General features: G+C 71.6%; 13 protein-coding genes. 7 read left to right on the plus strand and 6 right to left on the minus strand.

All coding sequences use genetic code 11. The features are described from left to right. The first annotated feature begins 17 nt into the window (after positions 1–17). Positions 18–500 carry a DUF456 domain-containing protein gene (locus tag ABZ464_RS25835; protein WP_359280168.1) on the plus strand — a complete coding sequence of 161 codons (483 nt, stop codon included), beginning with the start codon at positions 18–20 and terminating at the stop codon, positions 498–500. A gap of 12 nt (positions 501–512) precedes the next feature. Here the strand turns inward: ABZ464_RS25835 and ABZ464_RS25840 are convergent, their stop codons facing one another. From ABZ464_RS25840 to ABZ464_RS25865, 6 genes are all read right to left on the minus strand, one after another. Further along, positions 513–1,244, minus strand: coding sequence for a class I SAM-dependent methyltransferase (locus ABZ464_RS25840; protein ID WP_359280170.1), 732 nt, complete (start codon positions 1,242–1,244; stop codon positions 513–515). Between the two features lie 219 nt (positions 1,245–1,463). After that, entirely contained in the window at positions 1,464–1,964 is a 501-nt protein-coding gene (locus ABZ464_RS25845; RefSeq protein ID WP_359280172.1) for a methylated-DNA--[protein]-cysteine S-methyltransferase, read from the minus strand. Continuing rightward, a complete protein-coding gene (locus tag ABZ464_RS25850; RefSeq protein WP_359280174.1) occupies positions 1,961–3,346 on the minus strand; it encodes an AlkA N-terminal domain-containing protein in 1,386 nt (461 codons plus the stop codon). The genes ABZ464_RS25845 and ABZ464_RS25850 overlap by 4 nt, the downstream gene beginning before the upstream one ends. Positions 3,347–3,434: 88 nt before the next feature. Beyond that, a complete protein-coding gene (rsgA, locus tag ABZ464_RS25855; protein ID WP_359280176.1) occupies positions 3,435–4,616 on the minus strand; it encodes a ribosome small subunit-dependent GTPase A in 1,182 nt (393 codons plus the stop codon). Positions 4,617–4,878: 262 nt separating this feature from the next. Then, a complete protein-coding gene (locus ABZ464_RS25860) occupies positions 4,879–6,378 on the minus strand; it encodes a cellulose-binding domain-containing protein (RefSeq protein ID WP_359280178.1) in 1,500 nt (499 codons plus the stop codon). Between the two features lie 238 nt (positions 6,379–6,616). Continuing rightward, positions 6,617–7,936, minus strand: a complete 1,320-nt coding sequence (locus ABZ464_RS25865) for a radical SAM protein (protein ID WP_359280180.1) — start codon at positions 7,934–7,936, stop codon at positions 6,617–6,619. Between the two features lie 150 nt (positions 7,937–8,086). Here ABZ464_RS25865 and ABZ464_RS25870 point away from each other — a divergent pair, with 150 nt between their 5' ends. The 6 genes from ABZ464_RS25870 (at position 8,087) to ABZ464_RS25895 (ending at position 17,197) form a co-directional block, all read left to right on the plus strand. Next, the gene (locus ABZ464_RS25870; protein ID WP_359280182.1) at positions 8,087–9,463 is read left to right on the plus strand and encodes an FAD-binding protein; all 1,377 of its coding nucleotides are present in this window, start codon (positions 8,087–8,089) and stop codon (positions 9,461–9,463) included. Between the two features lie 145 nt (positions 9,464–9,608). After that, positions 9,609–10,856 (plus strand): ROK family protein, encoded by a 1,248-nt coding sequence (locus ABZ464_RS25875; RefSeq protein WP_359280184.1) that lies wholly within the window; start codon positions 9,609–9,611, stop codon positions 10,854–10,856. 274 nt (positions 10,857–11,130) lie between these two features. After that, positions 11,131–12,393 (plus strand): sugar ABC transporter substrate-binding protein, encoded by a 1,263-nt coding sequence (locus ABZ464_RS25880; protein WP_359280186.1) that lies wholly within the window; start codon positions 11,131–11,133, stop codon positions 12,391–12,393. 20 nt (positions 12,394–12,413) lie between these two features. After that, entirely contained in the window at positions 12,414–13,379 is a 966-nt protein-coding gene (locus tag ABZ464_RS25885; protein ID WP_359280188.1) for a sugar ABC transporter permease, read from the plus strand. Continuing rightward, positions 13,376–14,263: a carbohydrate ABC transporter permease gene (locus ABZ464_RS25890; RefSeq protein ID WP_359280190.1), complete on the plus strand. Its 888-nt coding sequence runs from the start codon at positions 13,376–13,378 to the stop codon at positions 14,261–14,263. The genes ABZ464_RS25885 and ABZ464_RS25890 overlap by 4 nt, the downstream gene beginning before the upstream one ends. 12 nt (positions 14,264–14,275) lie before the next feature. Continuing rightward, the gene (locus ABZ464_RS25895; RefSeq protein WP_359280192.1) at positions 14,276–17,197 is read left to right on the plus strand and encodes a glycoside hydrolase family 2 TIM barrel-domain containing protein; all 2,922 of its coding nucleotides are present in this window, start codon (positions 14,276–14,278) and stop codon (positions 17,195–17,197) included. Positions 17,198–17,353 lie beyond the last annotated feature (156 nt).

The following is a 17,353-nucleotide window of genomic DNA, read 5'->3' on the forward strand; positions in this document are numbered from 1 at the left end:
TCCGGCACTCTGGGCAGATGGGAGCGTGGGAACTCCTGCTGGTCGGTCTGGTGATCCTGCTCGGCCTGTGCGGGGTGCTGGTGCCGGGGGTGCCGGGCTCGTGGCTGGTGTGGTCCGCGGTCCTGTGGTGGGCGCTGAAGGATCCGCAGCCGGTCGCCTGGTGGGTGCTCGTGGGCGCCACCGTCGCGCTGTTCCTGAGCCAGGTGGTGCGCTGGGCGCTGCCGCCGCGCCGGCTGCGGGAGAGCGGCGCGACCCCCCGGATGGCGGTGTACGCCGGGGTCGGCGCGTTGCTCGGGTTCTTCCTGCTGCCCGTGCTGGGCGCGATCCCCGGTTTCATGGGCGGCGTCTACCTCTGTGAACGGCTCCGCCTGGGCCGGGCCGGCGAGGCCCGCGCCGCCCTGCGCACGGCCATGCGCTCGGGCGGCTCCAGCGTGCTCGCCGAACTGTTCACCTGCCTGCTGATCACGGGGGCGTGGCTGGGGGCGGTGCTGTGGGGGTGACACCGGTGACGCCTACCCGTCACGCCGGAACAGTGCCGTCCAGAGGAAGGACTCGCCGAAGAGGGGCGACCCGGGCCCCTGCTCGCGCATGCCCCGCTGCTCGACCTCGGTCAGGTCGCGGAAGATCCCGCGCAGGGACTCGGGGGTGTAGGCGAGGCCGCCCTCCAGACGGGAGCGGTGGTAGAAGGCCTCGTCGGGGAGTTCCGAGCCCATCCGCCCGGCGGCGAAGCAGGTGAGGGAGAGGTGCCCGCCGGGGGCCAGGACGCGGTCGAGGAGGGCGAGATGACTGACGCGGCGGTGCGGGGGCAGGTGGTGGAAGCAGCCGGAGTCGTGGACGAGGTCGTACGGGCCGTCGAGGACGGTGGCGCCGGGGGCGAAGGCGTCGCCGCAGTGGAACCGGATGTCGGCCCCCGCCGCCCGGGCCCGCTCCTCGGCCCAGGCGACGGCCGTCGGGGAGAGGTCGACGGCGTCGACCTCGAAGCCCCGGGCGGCGAGGTGCAGGGCGTTGCGGCCCGGCCCGCAGCCCAGGTCGAGGGCGCGGCCCGGGGCGATCAGCCCGCGGTCGAGGTACGAGACGAGGGTCTCGTCCGGCTTCGCGGCGAAGAACGGCACCGGGCGGGAGCGGTCGGTGTAGAAGCCGTCCCACCAGGAGGCCCCGTCGGCCGTCCACCGGTCGGCCTCGGGCGCGAACAGGCCGTCCAGAAGCTTCAGCACATCGTCCACCGTGCGGATGTGACGGTCCATCGGTTTCCTTCCCCCGGGTCTTGTTGCCGACAGGGGGAACATAGGGGTTGAGGGCACGAAAGGCCAGCTCAGACGGTATGGGGAGCGGGCGCGGGCCGCCGCGTGACGGGCGCGCGAGCCGGGCGACGGACGGCTCCTGCGCCGTGCCCCGGCAGGCGCCCGGGCACCCCCTGGACGGCCGTCGGGGGGCCGTCCGGGGCGGAGCCGGGCCCTGTTTTTTCAGAGCCGGGCACCTTCCAGTTCCAGCAGTCGGATCTTGCGCTCCAGGCCGCCCGCGTACCCCGTGAGGGAGCCGTCCGTGCCGATCACCCGGTGGCAGGGGCGCAGGATCAGCAGGGGGTTCGCGCCGATCGCCCCGCCGACGGCCCGCACGGCCATACGGGAGGCCCCGATCCGGGCGGCGATCTCCCCGTACGTCGTGGTCGCCCCGTAGGGGACGGTGTCGAGGGCGGCCCACACGCGCTCACGGAACTCGGAGCCCTCGGCGCGCAGCTCCAGCCGGAACTCCTTCAGCTCTCCGGCGAAGTAGGCGGCGAGCTGCTCCTCGGCGGCGCGGAACGGGCCGGGGTCGTGCCGCCAGCCGTCCCGGACGGTCCGTCCGCCCTTCTGCCCCTCGACGGAGAGCGAGGTCAGGGCGCCGTCGGGGTCGGCGGTCAGCAGCAGGGGGCCGAGCGGGCCGCCGACGCTGGTCCAGTACACGGGCGCGATGCCGGTCGTCATGGGGTCTCCTCCGCTGCGCGCAGGTGGTGATGGGCGTACGTCCGCCAGGGACGCCAGGTGTCGGGGACGTCGGCGCCGGGCGGCGCGACATCGGGGTCGCCGAGGGCGCGGGCCCTGATCGTCGCCACGGTACGGGCGTCCAGCCCGGGTACGGCGAGCAGGGCGGCCTCGGCGTCGTCCCGGTCGGCGCCCGCGTCGAGGCCTACCCGGCCGTCGGCGAGGGCGACGGCGAGCGGTCCGACGGCCTCCGCCAGGGCGGCCGGTTCCGGGAAGAGGTGGGTGAGGGTGCCGCAGGGCGCGTCGAGGGCCTTGCCGTGGGCGCGGACCAGCCGTTCGGCCGTCGTACGGCCGACCAGGGCCCGTACGGCGTACTCCTCGGGGTCGGCGGCGCCGGGGGCGCGCAGCCCGGGCCGGGCGGCGACCAGCGGGGCGAGCCGGGGGTCGGCGCCGAGGCGCTCGTCGACGGCGTACGGGTCGGCGTCGAGGTCGAACAGCCGGCGCAGCCGCTGGACGGCGGTGGTGAGGTCGCGCGGGTCGGTGAGGTGCAGCCGGGCGTCCAGCCAGCCGCCGGGGTGGAGGGCGCTCGCCCGGCCCGGGTGGCCCGGCCGCTCGTCGACGGCGACGATCCCGGTGCCGTGCGGGAGGCGGAGCGTACGGCGGTACGTCCGCCGGCCGGCCGGTCCGCCGACCTCCTCCACCCCGGCCACGGCCTCCCGTTCCAGCAGATCGAAGACCGGGCCCGCCCGGTACGGGCCCCGGTGGGCGAGCCGCAGCGGGATCCCGGCGGCGGGGGTGCCGGTACGGCGCGCGGTGCCGGCGGCGGCCCGCAGCTCGGTCGGGGTCGCCGCGTACACGGCGCGGATCGTGTCGTTGAACTGGCGCACGCTCGCGAACCCGGACGCGAAGGCGATCTCCGTGACCGGCAGAGCGGTGGTCTGGAGCAGCGTGCGCGCGGTGTGCGCGCGCTGGGCGCGGGCGAGGGCGACGGGGCCCGCGCCGACCTCGGCGGTGAGCTGCCGCTGCACCTGGCGGGCGCTGTAGCCGAGCCGTACGGCGAGCCCGGCGACGCCCTCCCGGTCCACGACCCCGTCGCCGATCAGCCGCATCGCCCGGCCCACGACGTCGGCGCGCACGTTCCAGTCGGCGGAGCCCGGCACGGCGTCCGGCCGGCACCGCCGGCAGGCCCGGAAACCGGAGCCCTGCGCGGCGGCGGCCGTCGTGAAGAAGCGCACATTGTGCCGCTTCGGGGTGACGGCGGGGCAGCTGGGCCGGCAGTAGATGCCGGTCGTCTCGACGGCGAAGAAGAACTCCCCGTCGAACCGCGCGTCCCGGCTGCGCACCGCCTCGTACCGGGTGTCGTACGTGGTGTCCTGGCCTGTCATGCCCTCCAGTCTTCGTTCGGGACAGGGCGGATGCCAGCGGAAATCGGACACGGCGCTGCCGGGCGGGTACGGGGCACCGGGCGCCGGATCACCGGGGCGGCGCGGGCTGCCAGGGGCCGCGGCCCCGCTTGGCGTCCCCGGCCGCGCGGCCCTCCGCCTTCTTGCGCTTCCAGTCCTGGCGGACGTCCGCGCGGACCCGGGCGTCGGACTTGGCGATGATCCACTGGTTCTCCCGGACGAGCTTGCGGTAGCTGTCCAGGCGGCGCGGGGCGAGCTCCCCGTCGTCGACGGCGGCGCGCACCGCGCATCCCGGTTCCGCGTCGTGCGCGCAGTCGTGGAACCGGCAGCCGCGGGCGAGTTCCTCGATCTCCGCGAAGACCTGTCCGACGCCGCCGCCGGCGTCCCACAGGCCGACCCCCCGCAGTCCGGGCGTGTCGATGAGCACGCCGCCGCCGGGCAGGGGCAGCAGATTGCGGGTGGTCGTGGTGTGCCGGCCCTTGCCGTCGAGGTCACGGGTGGCCTGGACGGCCATCACATCGGCGCCGGCGAGCGCGTTCGCGAGGGTGGACTTGCCGGCGCCGGACGCCCCGAGCAGCACGGCCGTGCCCCGCCCGAGGAGTGCGGCGAGCTCCTCGACGCCCTCGCCGTCGCGGGCGCGGACGGGCAGCACCGGCACCCCGGGGGCACTGGTCTCCACGTCCTGGACGAGATGCGCCAGCACGACCGGGTCGGGCACCAGGTCGGCCTTGGTGAGCACGACGACGGGTTGGGCGCCGGACTCCCAGGCCAGCGCCAGGAACCGTTCGATGCGGCCGAGGTCGAGGTCGACGGCCAGGGAGATCGCCACTACGGCGTGGTCGACGTTGGCGGCGAGGATCTGTCCCTCGGACCGCTTGGAGGAGGTGGAGCGGACGAAGGCGGTACGGCGGGGCAGCAGGGTGCGCACGTACCGCGGATCGGCGCCCTCGGGGTCGAGGGCGACCCAGTCGCCGGTGCAGACGACCTTCATGGGGTCGTGGGGGACGACGAACTCGGTGTCGGCACGGACCGTGCCGTCCGCCGTGACGACGTCGCACAGGCCGCGGTCGACCCGGACGACGCGGCCGGGCAGCAGCCCGCGCTCGGCGTGGGGCGCGAACGCGTCCGCCCAGCCCTCGTCCCAGCCGAGGGCGGCGAGAGGGTGCGCCGAGGCGGATGAAGCGGACGCAGCGTCGCAGGAAGACGCAGCGTCGGAGAAAGACGCAGCGTCGGAGGAAAGGGAAAGAGGCAAGGGAAACCCTTCACAGGGCGGCCCCGGCGGCGCGCACGGGCGCGCGAAGAGGTCGGTTGGTCAGCCGGAGACCGCGGGGGTGAGGTGGACGATCGTCTGGCCGCGTCGAGCGGCCCCGGTGCCGGTGACAGTCATCGGTCGCACCTCCCCGTTCCTCTGTTTCCGTACGTCCCGTACGGCTCCCGTACGACTCCGTCAGGCTAGGGGCGCCCGACGGAGAACGCCACTTGTTTTCTCCTGCGCTTCTCCGGTGGACGGGCGCTCAGGAGTCCGTGCACTCCTGGCCGTTGAGCGTGAAGCCGGACGGCGCCGTGTTGGTGTCCTGCCAGGAGGCGAGGAAACCGAAGGTGACGGTGGAGCCCGCGGTGACGGAGCGGTTGTAGTCGGCGGCGGTCGCGGTGACCCGGGAGCCCTGCTGGGCGACGCTCGCGTCCCACATCTGGTCGACGTGCTGCCCGTCCGTGAAGGACCAGGCGACCCGCCAGGAGTCCAGGGCGGTGGGCGAGGTGAAGGTGACGCTGGCCTGGAAGCCGTCGGGCCACTGGTTGACGAGGTCGTAGCGGACCTCGCAGACGGCGGCGCCGCCGGTCTCGCCGCCGCCGGTGCCGGCGGTGGCCGAGGAGGTGCCCTGGGGTTCGGGGTCGGGCTTCTCGTCGCCCTTCGCGCCGGCGTCCGGGGTGTCGCCGCCGGACGGCGACGGGGACGCCGACTTCGGCACGGCGGAGGTCGCGGGCGTGCCGACGGACGGCACGGTGGAGCCGGGGCCGGCCACCGGGGTGGTGTCCGTGGGGGAGTTCTGCGCGCCGGCGTCGGTGCCGTTGTCGCCGCCGAACGGCATCAGCGACGCGGCGAGCGCCAGCCCCGAGACCAGGACGGCGGCGGCGAGCAGCCCATGGCGCCTCAGGCGCGCCTTGTGGGCGGCGGCCCGCTCCGCCTGGCCCTCGGTGTCCGGCGCGTCGAGGCGTCCGGCGCCGAGGCGCACCTCGGCGGCGCGGCGCCTGCGCTCCAGGTAGGCGAGGCCGCCCCAGCCGACGACACCGCCGGCGAGCGCGGCGGGCAGCCCGCCGCCGTGCAGCCGCAGACAGGCGGCGGCCTCGGCGCACTCCACGCAGGTGGCGAGGTGCCGGGAGAGGTCGTCGGGGGTGTCGGCGCCGGGCGAGCGGGTGACGGCGTCGAGCAGCCGGACGTAGGAGCGGCACTCCGCGCTCATCGGCGTGTCGAGGTGATTGCGGTGGCAGCGGTCGCGGAACAGGCCGCGGACCGCGTTCAGTTCCTCGACGGAGGCGTCCGGGTCGAGGCCCTGGCGGCGGACGACGGAGCGCAGCGGAAGCGCCTCCACCTCCGCCAGCCACAGCAGGGTGGCGTCCGACTCGCCCATGTCGCGCAGTCCGCGCAGGGCGATGGGGCGGCTCAGCGGCGGGCCGGTGTAGCGCCAGGCCTTGTCCGAGTTGAGCCAGAGCCGCAGATCGGGGTCGAGTTTGTGGCCCTGGCCCTCGGCCTCCCAGGCGGCCGCGGTGTTGCGTACGGCGGTCAGCAGCAGGGGGATCCGGGGCAGCCGGGACGAGCGGCGGCCGGCACCTCGTGCGGTACCGTCCTCGGCGGCGCGGGCCTCGTGTATGCCGAGCGCGAACGCCTCGCGGGCCAGCTGGTTGGCCGCGGTCGAGCCGGACGTGCACAGGTCCGCGTACGACAGGACGGCGTCCCAGCACTCGGAGAACAGCGCGGCCTCCGTGGCGTCCTTCGGGGTCGGCAGGTCGGGCATTTGTCTCCTGCATCCAAATGCGAGGTCAACTCACCATGACGGCAAAGGAGTTGGGGGGAACCTCGCGGCAGGCACCGAGGATTTCACGTTTCTCACACAACTGACAAGCGCCCTGTTCAGATGTCATGTAAGGACGTCCTGACAGGCGACCGCGCCCCTTCTCCGCCCTGGAGTACGGACGCGGGCCCCTCTGTGCTCAATGCCGTTTCGAACTCTTCACCCGACTGCGGTGCCGGGACTATACGGCCGTCGCCTCCCGCGCCGGAAGACTGTCCATGAAGGAACTCACGGAGAACACCGCGCGCCCCGGTCCGGGCGGGCCGTAGCCGGGGGGCGAGGACAGCCCGAACTCGTCCATCGTGGACCGGTAGGCCTCCAGAAGACGGATGTGGTACTCCAGCGGCGCGCCGTGCGGGTTGGCCTTGCCGAGCGGGGTGGTCGGCTCCGGGCACCAGGTGGTGAAGCGCGGGGTGATGCCCTGTGACATGAAGAAGCGCAGGCCCTCGGTGGTCGACGCGATCGCCTCGTCGACGGTGGTGAAGCCGAACGGCTCGGCCATCTCCACGCCCGCCACGAAGTTGGGGATGACGTTGCGCGCGCCGAACACCTCGGCGGAGTCGAGGATCCGCCTGTGCCACTCGTCGCGGCCGACGTAACGCTCCTTGCCCGGGCAGTACATCTTGAAGAGGTACTCGTCCCACACCTCGTAGTTGGGGTGGTAGATCTGCACGCCGTAGTCCTTGAACCGCTGCACGTCGTCGCGCGGCAGCGCCTGGGCGACGACCTTGCCGATCCAGCGGCCCGGGAAGCGCTCCTCGATGGCCTTGGCGTAGTGGCCGTAGAAGTCGGCCTCGTCGCGCCCGGAGACCGTCTTGGTGATGGCGCCGCCGGTGAGGGTGTAGGCGGTGGACGCCTTCGCGGTGTCGTACTTGTCGATGATCTCGAGGGCCTCCAGCACCTCCTCGACGTCCTTGACGCCGGTATACGGTCGGCCGGCGGCCTTGTGCTGTCGCCAGTTGTGGTTGATGTCGCAGTACTGGCACTCCTCCTTGGCGCCGAAGTACTGGCACACCCGGAAGACCGTCAGATAGATGAGATAACCCCACTGGATGGTGGGGGCGACCTCCATCACCGACTTCCCGTTGGACAGCTTGTGCCGGTAGTACTCCGGCATGGGCGGCACACCGACGTCCGCGATGCGCTTGCCGTCGAGGTAGAGCCCGAGCAGGCCCTCGTCGTCGGCCGCGACCCGGTAGGGCGAGGCCGGGTTCACCCGGACGGACACGACCGTGCGCCTCAGGTCGTACGGCCCACCGGTCAGGATGATCTCCTCGGGCGGCCTGCGCAGCGCGGCCTCGCCGAGCTCGGGCAGGGTGCCGTGGTCGAAGGAGAAGATGAAGTACGACTTCGGCTTGACCTCGCCCGACTCGTTGTCGCTGAGGGCGGAGGGGTCGAAGGCCACTCCCCCGCGCAGCAGGTCCTCCTTGAAGACGGCCTCCCGCGGCACATGCGGAAACCGCTCCATCAGATCCTCGACCAGCGCGGTACGGCTGCCCATCCGTCTCTCCTCCCGGCTCAGGCGTACGACTCCTCACGGTATGCCCATGGCGACGCGGGGGCGGGGGCGGGGGGTCTCGTGTTGCGGGCAAGGTAGGTTCGACCTGGGTATTTCCGGGTTCTCGATCACCTCGAAAGGGCGGGCAGTCGCATGGGCGGAACCGTGACGGACGGGGCGGGACAGAACGCGGGACAGGACGGGGCGGGACAGGACGCGCCGGAGGACGGTGGGGACGGGCGCTCCGGGGCCGGGCGCCCAGAGGCCGCGCGCGTCGCATCGGCGGGGAGTCCGCCGTGGCGGAACTGGGCGGGCAACATCGTCTTCGCCGCCGGTGAGCTGCACCGGCCGGACTCGCTCGACGCGCTGCGCGCGCTCGTGGCGGGCAGCGGGCGGGTGCGGGCGCTGGGCAGCGGGCACTCCTTCAACCGGATCGCCGAGCCGGGCGCCGACGGGGTGCTGCTGTCGCTGGACGCCCTGCCGGCCGAGATCGACGTGGACACGGCGGGCCGCACCGTGCGGGTCGGCGGCGGCGTGCGGTACGCGGCCCTGGCCCGGCGGGTCCACGAGCACGGGCTCGCCCTGCCGAACATGGCCTCCCTGCCGCACATCTCGGTGGCCGGTTCGGTGGCCACCGGCACCCATGGGTCGGGGGTCCGCAACGGCTCCCTCGCCTCGGCGGTACGCGAGGTGGAGATCGTCACGGCGGACGGCTCGACCGTCGTGATCGGCCGCGACGACGCACGCTTCGGCGGGGCCGTGACCTCCCTGGGCGCGCTCGGCGTGGTCACCGCCCTCACCCTGGACCTGGAGCCCGGCTACCGGGTCGAGCAGCACCTGTTCACCGAACTCCCCCTGGACGGACTGGACTTCGAGGCGGTGGCGGGGGCGGCGTACAGCGTGAGCCTGTTCACCGACTGGGGTGCGCCGGGCTTCAGGCAGGTGTGGCTGAAGCGGCGCAGCGACGAACCCCTCGCCGCGTTCCCGTGGGCCGCGCCCGCCACCGAGGCGCTGCATCCGGTGCCGGGGATGCCCGCGGTCAACTGCACCGAGCAGTTCGGGGTGCCGGGGCCGTGGCACGAGCGGCTGCCGCACTTCCGGGCGGAGTTCACGCCGAGCAGCGGGGAGGAGCTGCAGAGCGAGTATCTGCTGCCGCGGTCGGCGGCCGACGGAATACTGTATGCGATCGACGGTATCCGGCAGACGGTCGCCCGTGTCCTGCAGACCTGCGAAGTGCGGACGGTGTCCGCCGACGACCAGTGGCTGAGCCCGGCGTACGGCCGGGACACGGTCGCCGTGCACTTCACCTGGATCGCCGACACGCCGGCCGTCCTGCCGGTGGTGCGGGAGGTGGAGGCCGCGCTGGAACCCTTCTCCCCTCGACCGCACTGGGGAAAGGTGTTCGAGATCCCGGCCGCCGCCCTGCGCGAACGCTATCCCCGGGTCGAGGAGTTCGCCGCCCTCGCGCGGGACCTGGACCCCGCCGGGAAGTTCGCCAACGCCTTCGTGCGGGACGTCCTGGGGACCTGAACGCGCCACCCACGCACCAAGGCGCGCCGGACTTTATAAAGCCCCTTTCCTAACCCCTTGTCGAACGTCCTGGCACGCCATAGCCTGTCGCCGCGCCGGTGCCGTCGCCGCTACCGGCCTCGGTGCCGGTGGCGAAGGGAGCTCGATGAAGCGCGGCACGTCACGGGACATCCGCACCGCGAACCGCTACGAGGTGCTGCGTCAGATCATCGCCTCCTCGCCCACCTCCCGGCAGGAGCTGGCGGCCGCGACCGGACTGTCCCTCGCCACGGTCGCCACACTCGTCGGTGAGCTGCTCGACCTCCGCATGATCACGGAGGTCGGGTTCGAGGACTCGGCGGGCGGCCGCCCCCGGGGCCTCGTGGCCGTCAACGCGTCGGGGGGCGCGTTGATCGGCGTCGACATCGCGGAGACGTACGTCCATGTCGAGCTGTTCGACCTGGCGCTGAACGTGCTGGCCCGCGCCGAGGAGAACATCCGCCCCGGCGAGAGCCGCCCCGAGCAGGTGGTCGGCCATGTCACGGCGGCCGTCGGCTCGGTCGTCGCGCAGGCCGGGGTGGACGCGGCACGGGTGCTCGGGGTCGGGGTGAGCGTGCCGGGGCAGGTGGACCGGGACACCGGCATCGCCGAGTACGCGCCCAACTGGGACTGGCACGACGTGCCGTTGCTCGAGCTGCTCTCCGAACACATCGCGTATCCCCTGTACTTGGACAATCCGCTGCGGGCCAGCGCGGTCGCCGAGCTGTGGTTCGGGGCGGCGCGCGGCCACGGCGACGCGGTCGTGGTGAACCTCGGCACGGGCGTGGGCGCCGGTCTCGTCCTGGGCGGCGGGCTGCACCGGGGCGTCAGCAACAGCGCGGGCGAGTGGGGGCACACCACGCTCGTGCTCGACGGCCGGCTGTGCCGCTGCGGCAATCACGGCTGTGTGGAGACATACGTCGGCGCGCTCGGGATCATGCAGAATCTGCGCGAACTCAGCCCGCAGAGCCCCCTGCTGCATCCGGGCGACCAGACCGCCACCATCGACGCGCTGGCCGCCGGGGTCGCGGCGAGGGAGCAGGTGGCCGTCAAGGTCGTCCGGGACACGGCCCGTTACCTGGGCGCCGCTGTCGCCGTCCTGGTCAACGTGCTCAATCCCGAGGTGGTCGTGCTGAGCAGCTGGGTCGCGGCCCGGCTCGGCGAACCCCTCCTGGAGGAGGTGCGCGAGGCCGTCGCCCGGCACGCGCTGAAACGGCCGCTGGCCGCCAGCCGGATCGTCCTGTCCACGATCCCCACCGACCCCGTCTGCCTGGGGGCGGCGACGTTCGCGCTGGAAGGGGCGCTGCAGAGCGTCGGACAGCGCAGCACCAAGCGCGCCCACCCGGTCCGCAGCCGCACCGCACCCGCCTCCTGAGCCGAGGGCCGCCGGCCCCTGACACCGGCGGCCCTCAACCCCCCTTTCCGCGCACGCGTTACCCATTCACGGGCGCTCTACACCCCCGTCCGACGGCCCGCCCGGGACGCTGCCCGTTCGCCATCCCGAACCGATCACAACGCTTCGAACAGACTTCGTCCAACCCCTTGCCGAAGCCTTAGCCGAAGGTTAACGTCCCGCTCCGCGACAGGAATTGAGCCACCTGACGCCGATCCACCGAGCCGTAGCCGTACTTCGAGACAAGGACGTCAGCATGTCGGCAATGAGCAACAACTGGTCCCGTCGTTCTCTCTTCCGGGCCGCCGCGGGCATGGCCGCCGCCGGCACGCTGGCCGCCTGCGGCGGCAACAACGGTCGCGGCGGGAGCAGCGGCTCGGGCAAGAACCTCGTGCAGTACTTCCACGCGTACGGCGAGGCGGGCGTCGAGCAGGCCGTCAAGCGGTACGCCAAGGCCTACAAGGGCGCCAACGTGACCACCCAGTGGATCACCGGTTCCCAGTTCGAGCAGAAGCTCTTCCCCGCGCTGCTCACCAAGAACGCGCCGGACGTCTTCGAGTTCCACCCGCAGATCCAGCTCGTCAAGAGCGGTCAGGTGGCGGACCTGACCGACATCATCGAGCCGGTCAAGGACGACTTCAACCCGGCCGACATCAAGTCGCACACGGTCGACGGGAAGATCTACGGCGTCCGGATGATCGACGACCCGCAGTTCTTCTTCTACCGGCCCTCGCTGTTCGAGAAGGCGAAGATCGAGGTGCCGCAGACCCTGGAGGAGCTGATCGAGGCCGCCGCCAAGCTCAAGACCAGCAAGGTCAAGGGCGCCTTCCTCGGCAACGACATCACGCCGGTGCAGAGCCCGCTGATCTGGTCGGCCGGCGCGGACACCCTCACCGACGACAACAAGGTCGCCTTCAACACCGACGCGGTCGCGGAGGGTCTCAAGCAGCTGCGGTCCCTGTTCACCAGCGGCAACCTGCTCCTCGACGCCCCCGCCGACTGGTGGGACCCGTCGGCCTTCACCCAGGGCCTGACCGCGATCCAGTGGTGCGGCATGTGGGCCATGCCGACCATGCAGCAGGCGCTCGGCGACGACATCGGCATCTTCCCCTTCCCGAAGGTCGGTTCCGCCGGCAAGCAGTCGGTCACCAACGGCGGTTGGTCGATGTTCGTCAACGCCAAGGGCGACAACGTCGAGGCGGCCAAGGAGTACGTCAAGTGGCTGTGGATCGAGCAGAAGCAGTACCAGGAGGACTTCGCCACCTCCTACGGCTTCCACATCCCGCCGCGCACCTCGATCGCCCAGTCCGCGACCAAGCTGAAGTCCGGCCTGCCGGCCGAGGGCGTGAAGCTCTTCAACGAGTTCGGCCACTTCGACAACATCGGCTGGACCCAGGCCATGATCTCCTCGATCAACGACGTGATGGCCAACTCCGTCCGTAAGGACGGCGACCCGAAGGCCCAGCTCGCCGCCGCCGAGAAGAAGGTCGACGCCGAGCTCAAGAAGCTGTTCGGTTAAGCCGCCGGACGGATCACGCCATGTCGACCGCCACCCCACGCAAGGTCGCCCAGCCCGCCCCGGCCGAGGTCGCAACGACCCGGCCCCGGCGGGGCCTGCGGGCGAGCAGCACCTTCAACTTCTGGCTCTTCACCGGGCCGTTCCTGATCGGCCTGGTGATCTTCGTCTTCGTGCCGATCGTCTGGAGCATGTACCTCAGCTTCTTCGAGGCACGCTTCACGGTCACGCCGAGCGAGTTCGTCGGCTTCGCCAACTACAAGCAGATCCTCACGGACACGGACTTCCGCAACTCCCTCGTCACCTTCACCGTGTTCGCCGCGTTCATCGTCCCCGCCACCTGGGCCCTCTCGCTGGGCCTGGCGCTGCTGGTGAACCGGCTGCGGTTCATGCGGGCGTTCTTCCGGTCGGTGTTCTTCCTGCCGACCGCGTGCAGCTATGTCGCCGCCGCGCTGATCTGGAAGATGTCGATCTTCAACGGCGTCCGCTTCGGCCTGGCCAACACCATCCTCGGCTGGTTCGGCGTCGAGAACATCGCCTGGCTGGCCAACCCCGATCCGCCCTGGTACTGGCTGGTCATCGTGACCGTCCGGCTGTGGCTCCAGTCCGGCTTCTACATGATCCTGTTCCTGGCGGCGCTGCAGAACATCCCGCAGGAGCTGTACGAGGCCGCCGCCATCGACGGCGCCAAGCCGGGCTGGCAGACCTTCCGGTACATCACGCTGCCCCAGCTGCGGGCCACCTCCACCGCGGTGATCCTGCTGCTGCTCGTCGCCGCCTACCAGGCCTTCGACGAGTTCTACAACCTGCTCTCCAAGACCACCTGGGGCCAGCCGCCGCTGGTCGAGCTGTACAAGATGGCGCTGGGCGAGAACCAGAACTACGGCGCGGGCAGCGCGGGCGCGGTCGTGCTGACCCTGCTCATCTGCCTCGTCACGCTGCTGCAAGGCAAGATCATGGGCTTCGGAAGGGGTGAGGAGTCCAAGTGACCACCACAGCACCCGACATCAAGAAGGCCGCCACCACACCGGCCAAGGCCAGGCGTGGCGGCGGGGTCATCGGCAACACCGGCCTGTACGTCGCGACCGGCATCGCCGCGCTGCTCTTCCTGATCCCCTTCTATCTGATCACCCGCAACGCGCTGATGACGGACCAGGAGATCACGGGCGAGAACTGGAAGTGGCTCCCCACCGACATCCAGTGGGGCAACATCACCGAGCCGTTCGACGACGCCACGGTGGACTTCGCCCACGCCATGTGGAACTCCGTGGTCGTCGCCGTCCTGCACACCTCGGGCATCCTCCTGGTGTGCTCGCTCGCCGGCTACGGGCTCGCCCGCATCCCGTACCGGCACGCCAACAAGGTCTTCTACGCCGTGCTGGTCACCCTGATGGTGCCGACGGCCGTGACCTTCGTGCCGAACTTCGTGCTGGTGTCGTCCCTCGGCTGGGTGGACAGTTACCAAGGTCTCATCGTCCCGGGCCTCTTCAGTGGTTTCACCTGCTTCCTCTTCCGGCAGTACTTCCTGGGGTTCCCCAAGGAGCTGGAGGAGGCGGCACGGGTGGACGGGCTCGGTTACTGGGGCGCGTACTGGCGCGTCGTCGTACCGAACTCGCTGAACTTCTTCGCCGCGATCGCGACGATCACCTTCATCAACGGATGGAACTCCTTCCTGTGGCCCCTGGTGATCGGCCAGGACCCGAGCGCGTGGACGGTGCAGGTCGCGCTGTCGTCGTACATGACGAACCAGACCGTCAACTACCACCTGATCTTCATGGCCACCGCCATTTCCATCCTGCCCCTGCTGCTCGTGTTCCTCTTCCTCCAGCGCTGGCTGGTGCAGGGGATCGCACAGACCGGCATCAAGGGCTGATCTAGGAGACAGATGTCCTTCCGCACCACCGGCACCACCAGCACCACCGGTACTACCGGTACTACCGGCAGTGCGACGGCCGTCGACTACGTCGAGGACGTGTCGCCGGGCAGCGGGGCGCTCGCGCCCCGCGCCTGGTACACGTCCTCGGACGCGAAGTCCCTCTCCCTCAACGGAAGTTGGCGCTTCCGTCTGTCGCCGACGGCGGACGCCGAGGACGACGCGTTCGCCGAGGAGGGGTACGACGCCGGGGACTGGGCCGAGGTCACGGTCCCCGGCCACTGGGTCCTTCAGGGTGAGGGCGCCTTCGGTTCGCCGATCTACACCAACCACCTCTACCCGTTCCCGGTCGACCCGCCCCGGGTGCCGACCGAGAACCCGACCGGCGACCATCTGCGGGTCTTCGACCTGCCGGCGGACTGGCCCGGACTGTCGGAGGGCGACGCGGTCCTCCGGTTCGACGGGGTCGAGTCCTGCGCCCGGGTGTGGCTGAACGGGACCGAGCTCGGCGAGTTCAAGGGGTCGCGGCTGGCGCACGAGTTCGCGGTCGGCCGTCTGCTGAAGACTGTCGGCAATGTACTGGCGGTGCGCGTCCACCAGTGGTCGTCTGGCTCCTACCTGGAGGACCAGGACCAGTGGTGGCTCCCGGGCATCTTCCGTGACGTGACCCTGCTGCACCGGCCGGCGGGCGCCGCGCGCGACTTCTTCGTGCACGCCTCCTACGACCATGTCACGGGCGAGGGCACCCTGCGCGTCGACTCCGACGTCGACGGGCGGGTGACCGTGCCCGCCCTCGACATCGATGTCGCGACCGGAGAGCCGGTCACCGTCCCGGTCCGGCCCTGGACGGCGGAGACGCCCCGGCTGTACGACGGCGTCCTCACGACCGAGGGCGAGCGGGTGCCGCTGCGGATCGGCTTCCGCACGGTGGAACTGGCCGACGGACTGATCAAGGTCAACGGCAGGCCCGTCCTCTTCAAGGGCGTCAACCGGCACGAGTGGCACCCGCGGCGGGGCCGCGCCCTGGACCTTCGGACCATGCGCGAGGACGTGCTGCTGATGAAGCGGCACAACGTCAACGCCGTCCGCACCTCCCACTACCCGCCCCATCCCGCCTTCCTCGACCTGTGCGACGAGTACGGGCTGTGGGTGATCGACGAGTGCGATCTGGAGACCCACGGCTTCGTCGAGCAGGACTGGCGGGACAACCCCGTCGACGACGACCGCTGGACCCCGGCCCTCCTGGACCGCGCCGCCCGTATGGTCGAACGCGACAAGAACCATCCGTCGGTGGTGATCTGGTCCCTCGGCAACGAGGCCGGCACCGGCCGCGGACTGACCGCGATGGCCGAGTGGATCCACGCCCGCGACACCTCCCGTCTCGTGCACTACGAGGGCGACTGGAACTGCCGCGACACCGACATGTACTCCCGGATGTACGCCTCCCACGAGGAGGTCGAGCGCATCGGCCGCGAACGGGACGGCGGCACCCTCAAACGGCGCGGCCTGCCCTTCATCCTGTGCGAGTACGCCCACGCCATGGGCAACGGGCCGGGCGGACTCGCCGACTACCAGCGGATCTTCGAGGCGCACGACCGGGTCCAGGGCGGCTTCGTCTGGGAGTGGATCGACCACGGCATCGAGCACCCCGCACTCGGCTACGCCTACGGCGGCGACTTCGGCGAGGAACTGCACGACGGGAACTTCGTCTGCGACGGCCTGGTCCTGCCCGACCGGACCCCCTCCCCCGGCCTCGCCGAGTTCAAGAAGGTGATCGAGCCGGTCGGCATCGAGGGCTCCGGCGACGGCACGGTCCGCGTGACCAACAAGCAGGACTTCGCCGATCTGTCGGCGCTGGCCTTCACCTGGTCCTTCGAGGCCGAGGGCGAGACCGTCGCGTCGGGGACGCTGGCGGTGCCCGCGCTCGCGGCGGGCGAGTCGGCGGACATGAAGCTGCCGCAGCCCCCGGCGGGCGTCCCGGCCGACGCGGAGACCGGCTGGACGGTCCTTGCCGTACTGGCCGAGGACAGCACCTGGGCGGCCGCCGGCCATGAGGTGGCCCGGGGCCGGCTGCCCGTCGCGGCCCGTCTCGCGCCGTCCGTCGCCGCGACCGTCGGCCCGGTGATGGAGGGACGGACCGTCACCCTGGGCCCGGCCGTCTTCGACGCCCGCACGGGCGACCTGCGCGCCATCGGCCCGGTGGCGGTGACCGGTCTGCGCCTGGACGTGTGGCGGGCGACCACCGACAACGACGACGGCACGGACTGGCAGTCCAAGGTCCGCTTCAGCACGCTCTGGCGCGAGCTGGGGCTGCACCGGATGCGGCACCGGCTGGACGCGGTGGAGATCGGCGAGGACACGCTGAGGGTGCGGACGCGGGTGGCGCCGGCGGCCCGCGAGGTGGGGCTGTCGACGGTATACACCTGGCAGTCGGACGGCGACCGCCTACAGCTGACCGTCGCCGTCACCCCCGAGGGCGACTGGACCGTGCCCCTGCCCCGGCTCGGCGTGCGCTTCGGACTGGCCGAGGCGGACGCCGTGACCTGGTACGGCGGCGGTCCCGGTGAGGCGTATCCGGACAGCAGGATGGCGTCGACGGTAGGCCGTTGGCAGTCGACGGTGGATCGTATGCAGACCCCCTACGTCCGTCCGCAGGAGAACGGCGCCCGCGCCGACGTCCGCTGGGCGGAGCTCGGCGGGCTGCGCATCGAGGGCGCGCCGGAGTTCTGGTTCACCGCCCGCCGCTGGACGAGCGAACAACTGGACGCCGCCCGGCACCGCACCGATCTCACGCCGGGCGACACCGTCTGGGTCAACCTCGACCACGGCCAGCACGGTCTCGGCTCCCAGTCGTGCGGACCTGGCCCCCTGCCGCAGTACTTCCTGAACGCGGCGCCGGCCGAGTTCTCGTTCGTGTTCACGACCACCGGGTGACCGTCGGTCGACAGTCCGCGGTCGACGGTCTGCGGTCGACAGTCCGCGATCGACAGTCCGCGATCGATTAATCGATTGACCATTTGATCGACATTCCGAGAATGTGAGGACCTCTCCCGCGGCCGTGCCGGCCTCCCGTCGGCCGGCCGCGCTTCA

The organism is Streptomyces sp. NPDC005820, assembly GCF_040630255.1.
Classification (GTDB): Bacteria; Actinomycetota; Actinomycetes; order Streptomycetales; family Streptomycetaceae; genus Streptomyces.

Coding starts and splice junctions, on each gene's coding strand:
- ABZ464_RS25835 (WP_359280168.1), top strand. CDS start 18: ATGGGAGCGTGGGAACTCCTGCTGGTCGGTCTGGTGATCCTGCTCGGC.
- ABZ464_RS25840 (WP_359280170.1), bottom strand. CDS start 1,244: ATGGACCGTCACATCCGCACGGTGGACGATGTGCTGAAGCTTCTGGAC.
- ABZ464_RS25845 (WP_359280172.1), bottom strand. CDS start 1,964: ATGACGACCGGCATCGCGCCCGTGTACTGGACCAGCGTCGGCGGCCCG.
- ABZ464_RS25850 (WP_359280174.1), bottom strand. CDS start 3,346: ATGACAGGCCAGGACACCACGTACGACACCCGGTACGAGGCGGTGCGC.
- ABZ464_RS25860 (WP_359280178.1), bottom strand. CDS start 6,378: ATGCCCGACCTGCCGACCCCGAAGGACGCCACGGAGGCCGCGCTGTTC.
- ABZ464_RS25865 (WP_359280180.1), bottom strand. CDS start 7,936: ATGGGCAGCCGTACCGCGCTGGTCGAGGATCTGATGGAGCGGTTTCCG.
- ABZ464_RS25870 (WP_359280182.1), top strand. CDS start 8,087: ATGGGCGGAACCGTGACGGACGGGGCGGGACAGAACGCGGGACAGGAC.
- ABZ464_RS25875 (WP_359280184.1), top strand. CDS start 9,609: ATGAAGCGCGGCACGTCACGGGACATCCGCACCGCGAACCGCTACGAG.
- ABZ464_RS25880 (WP_359280186.1), top strand. CDS start 11,131: ATGTCGGCAATGAGCAACAACTGGTCCCGTCGTTCTCTCTTCCGGGCC.
- ABZ464_RS25885 (WP_359280188.1), top strand. CDS start 12,414: ATGTCGACCGCCACCCCACGCAAGGTCGCCCAGCCCGCCCCGGCCGAG.
- ABZ464_RS25895 (WP_359280192.1), top strand. CDS start 14,276: ATGTCCTTCCGCACCACCGGCACCACCAGCACCACCGGTACTACCGGT.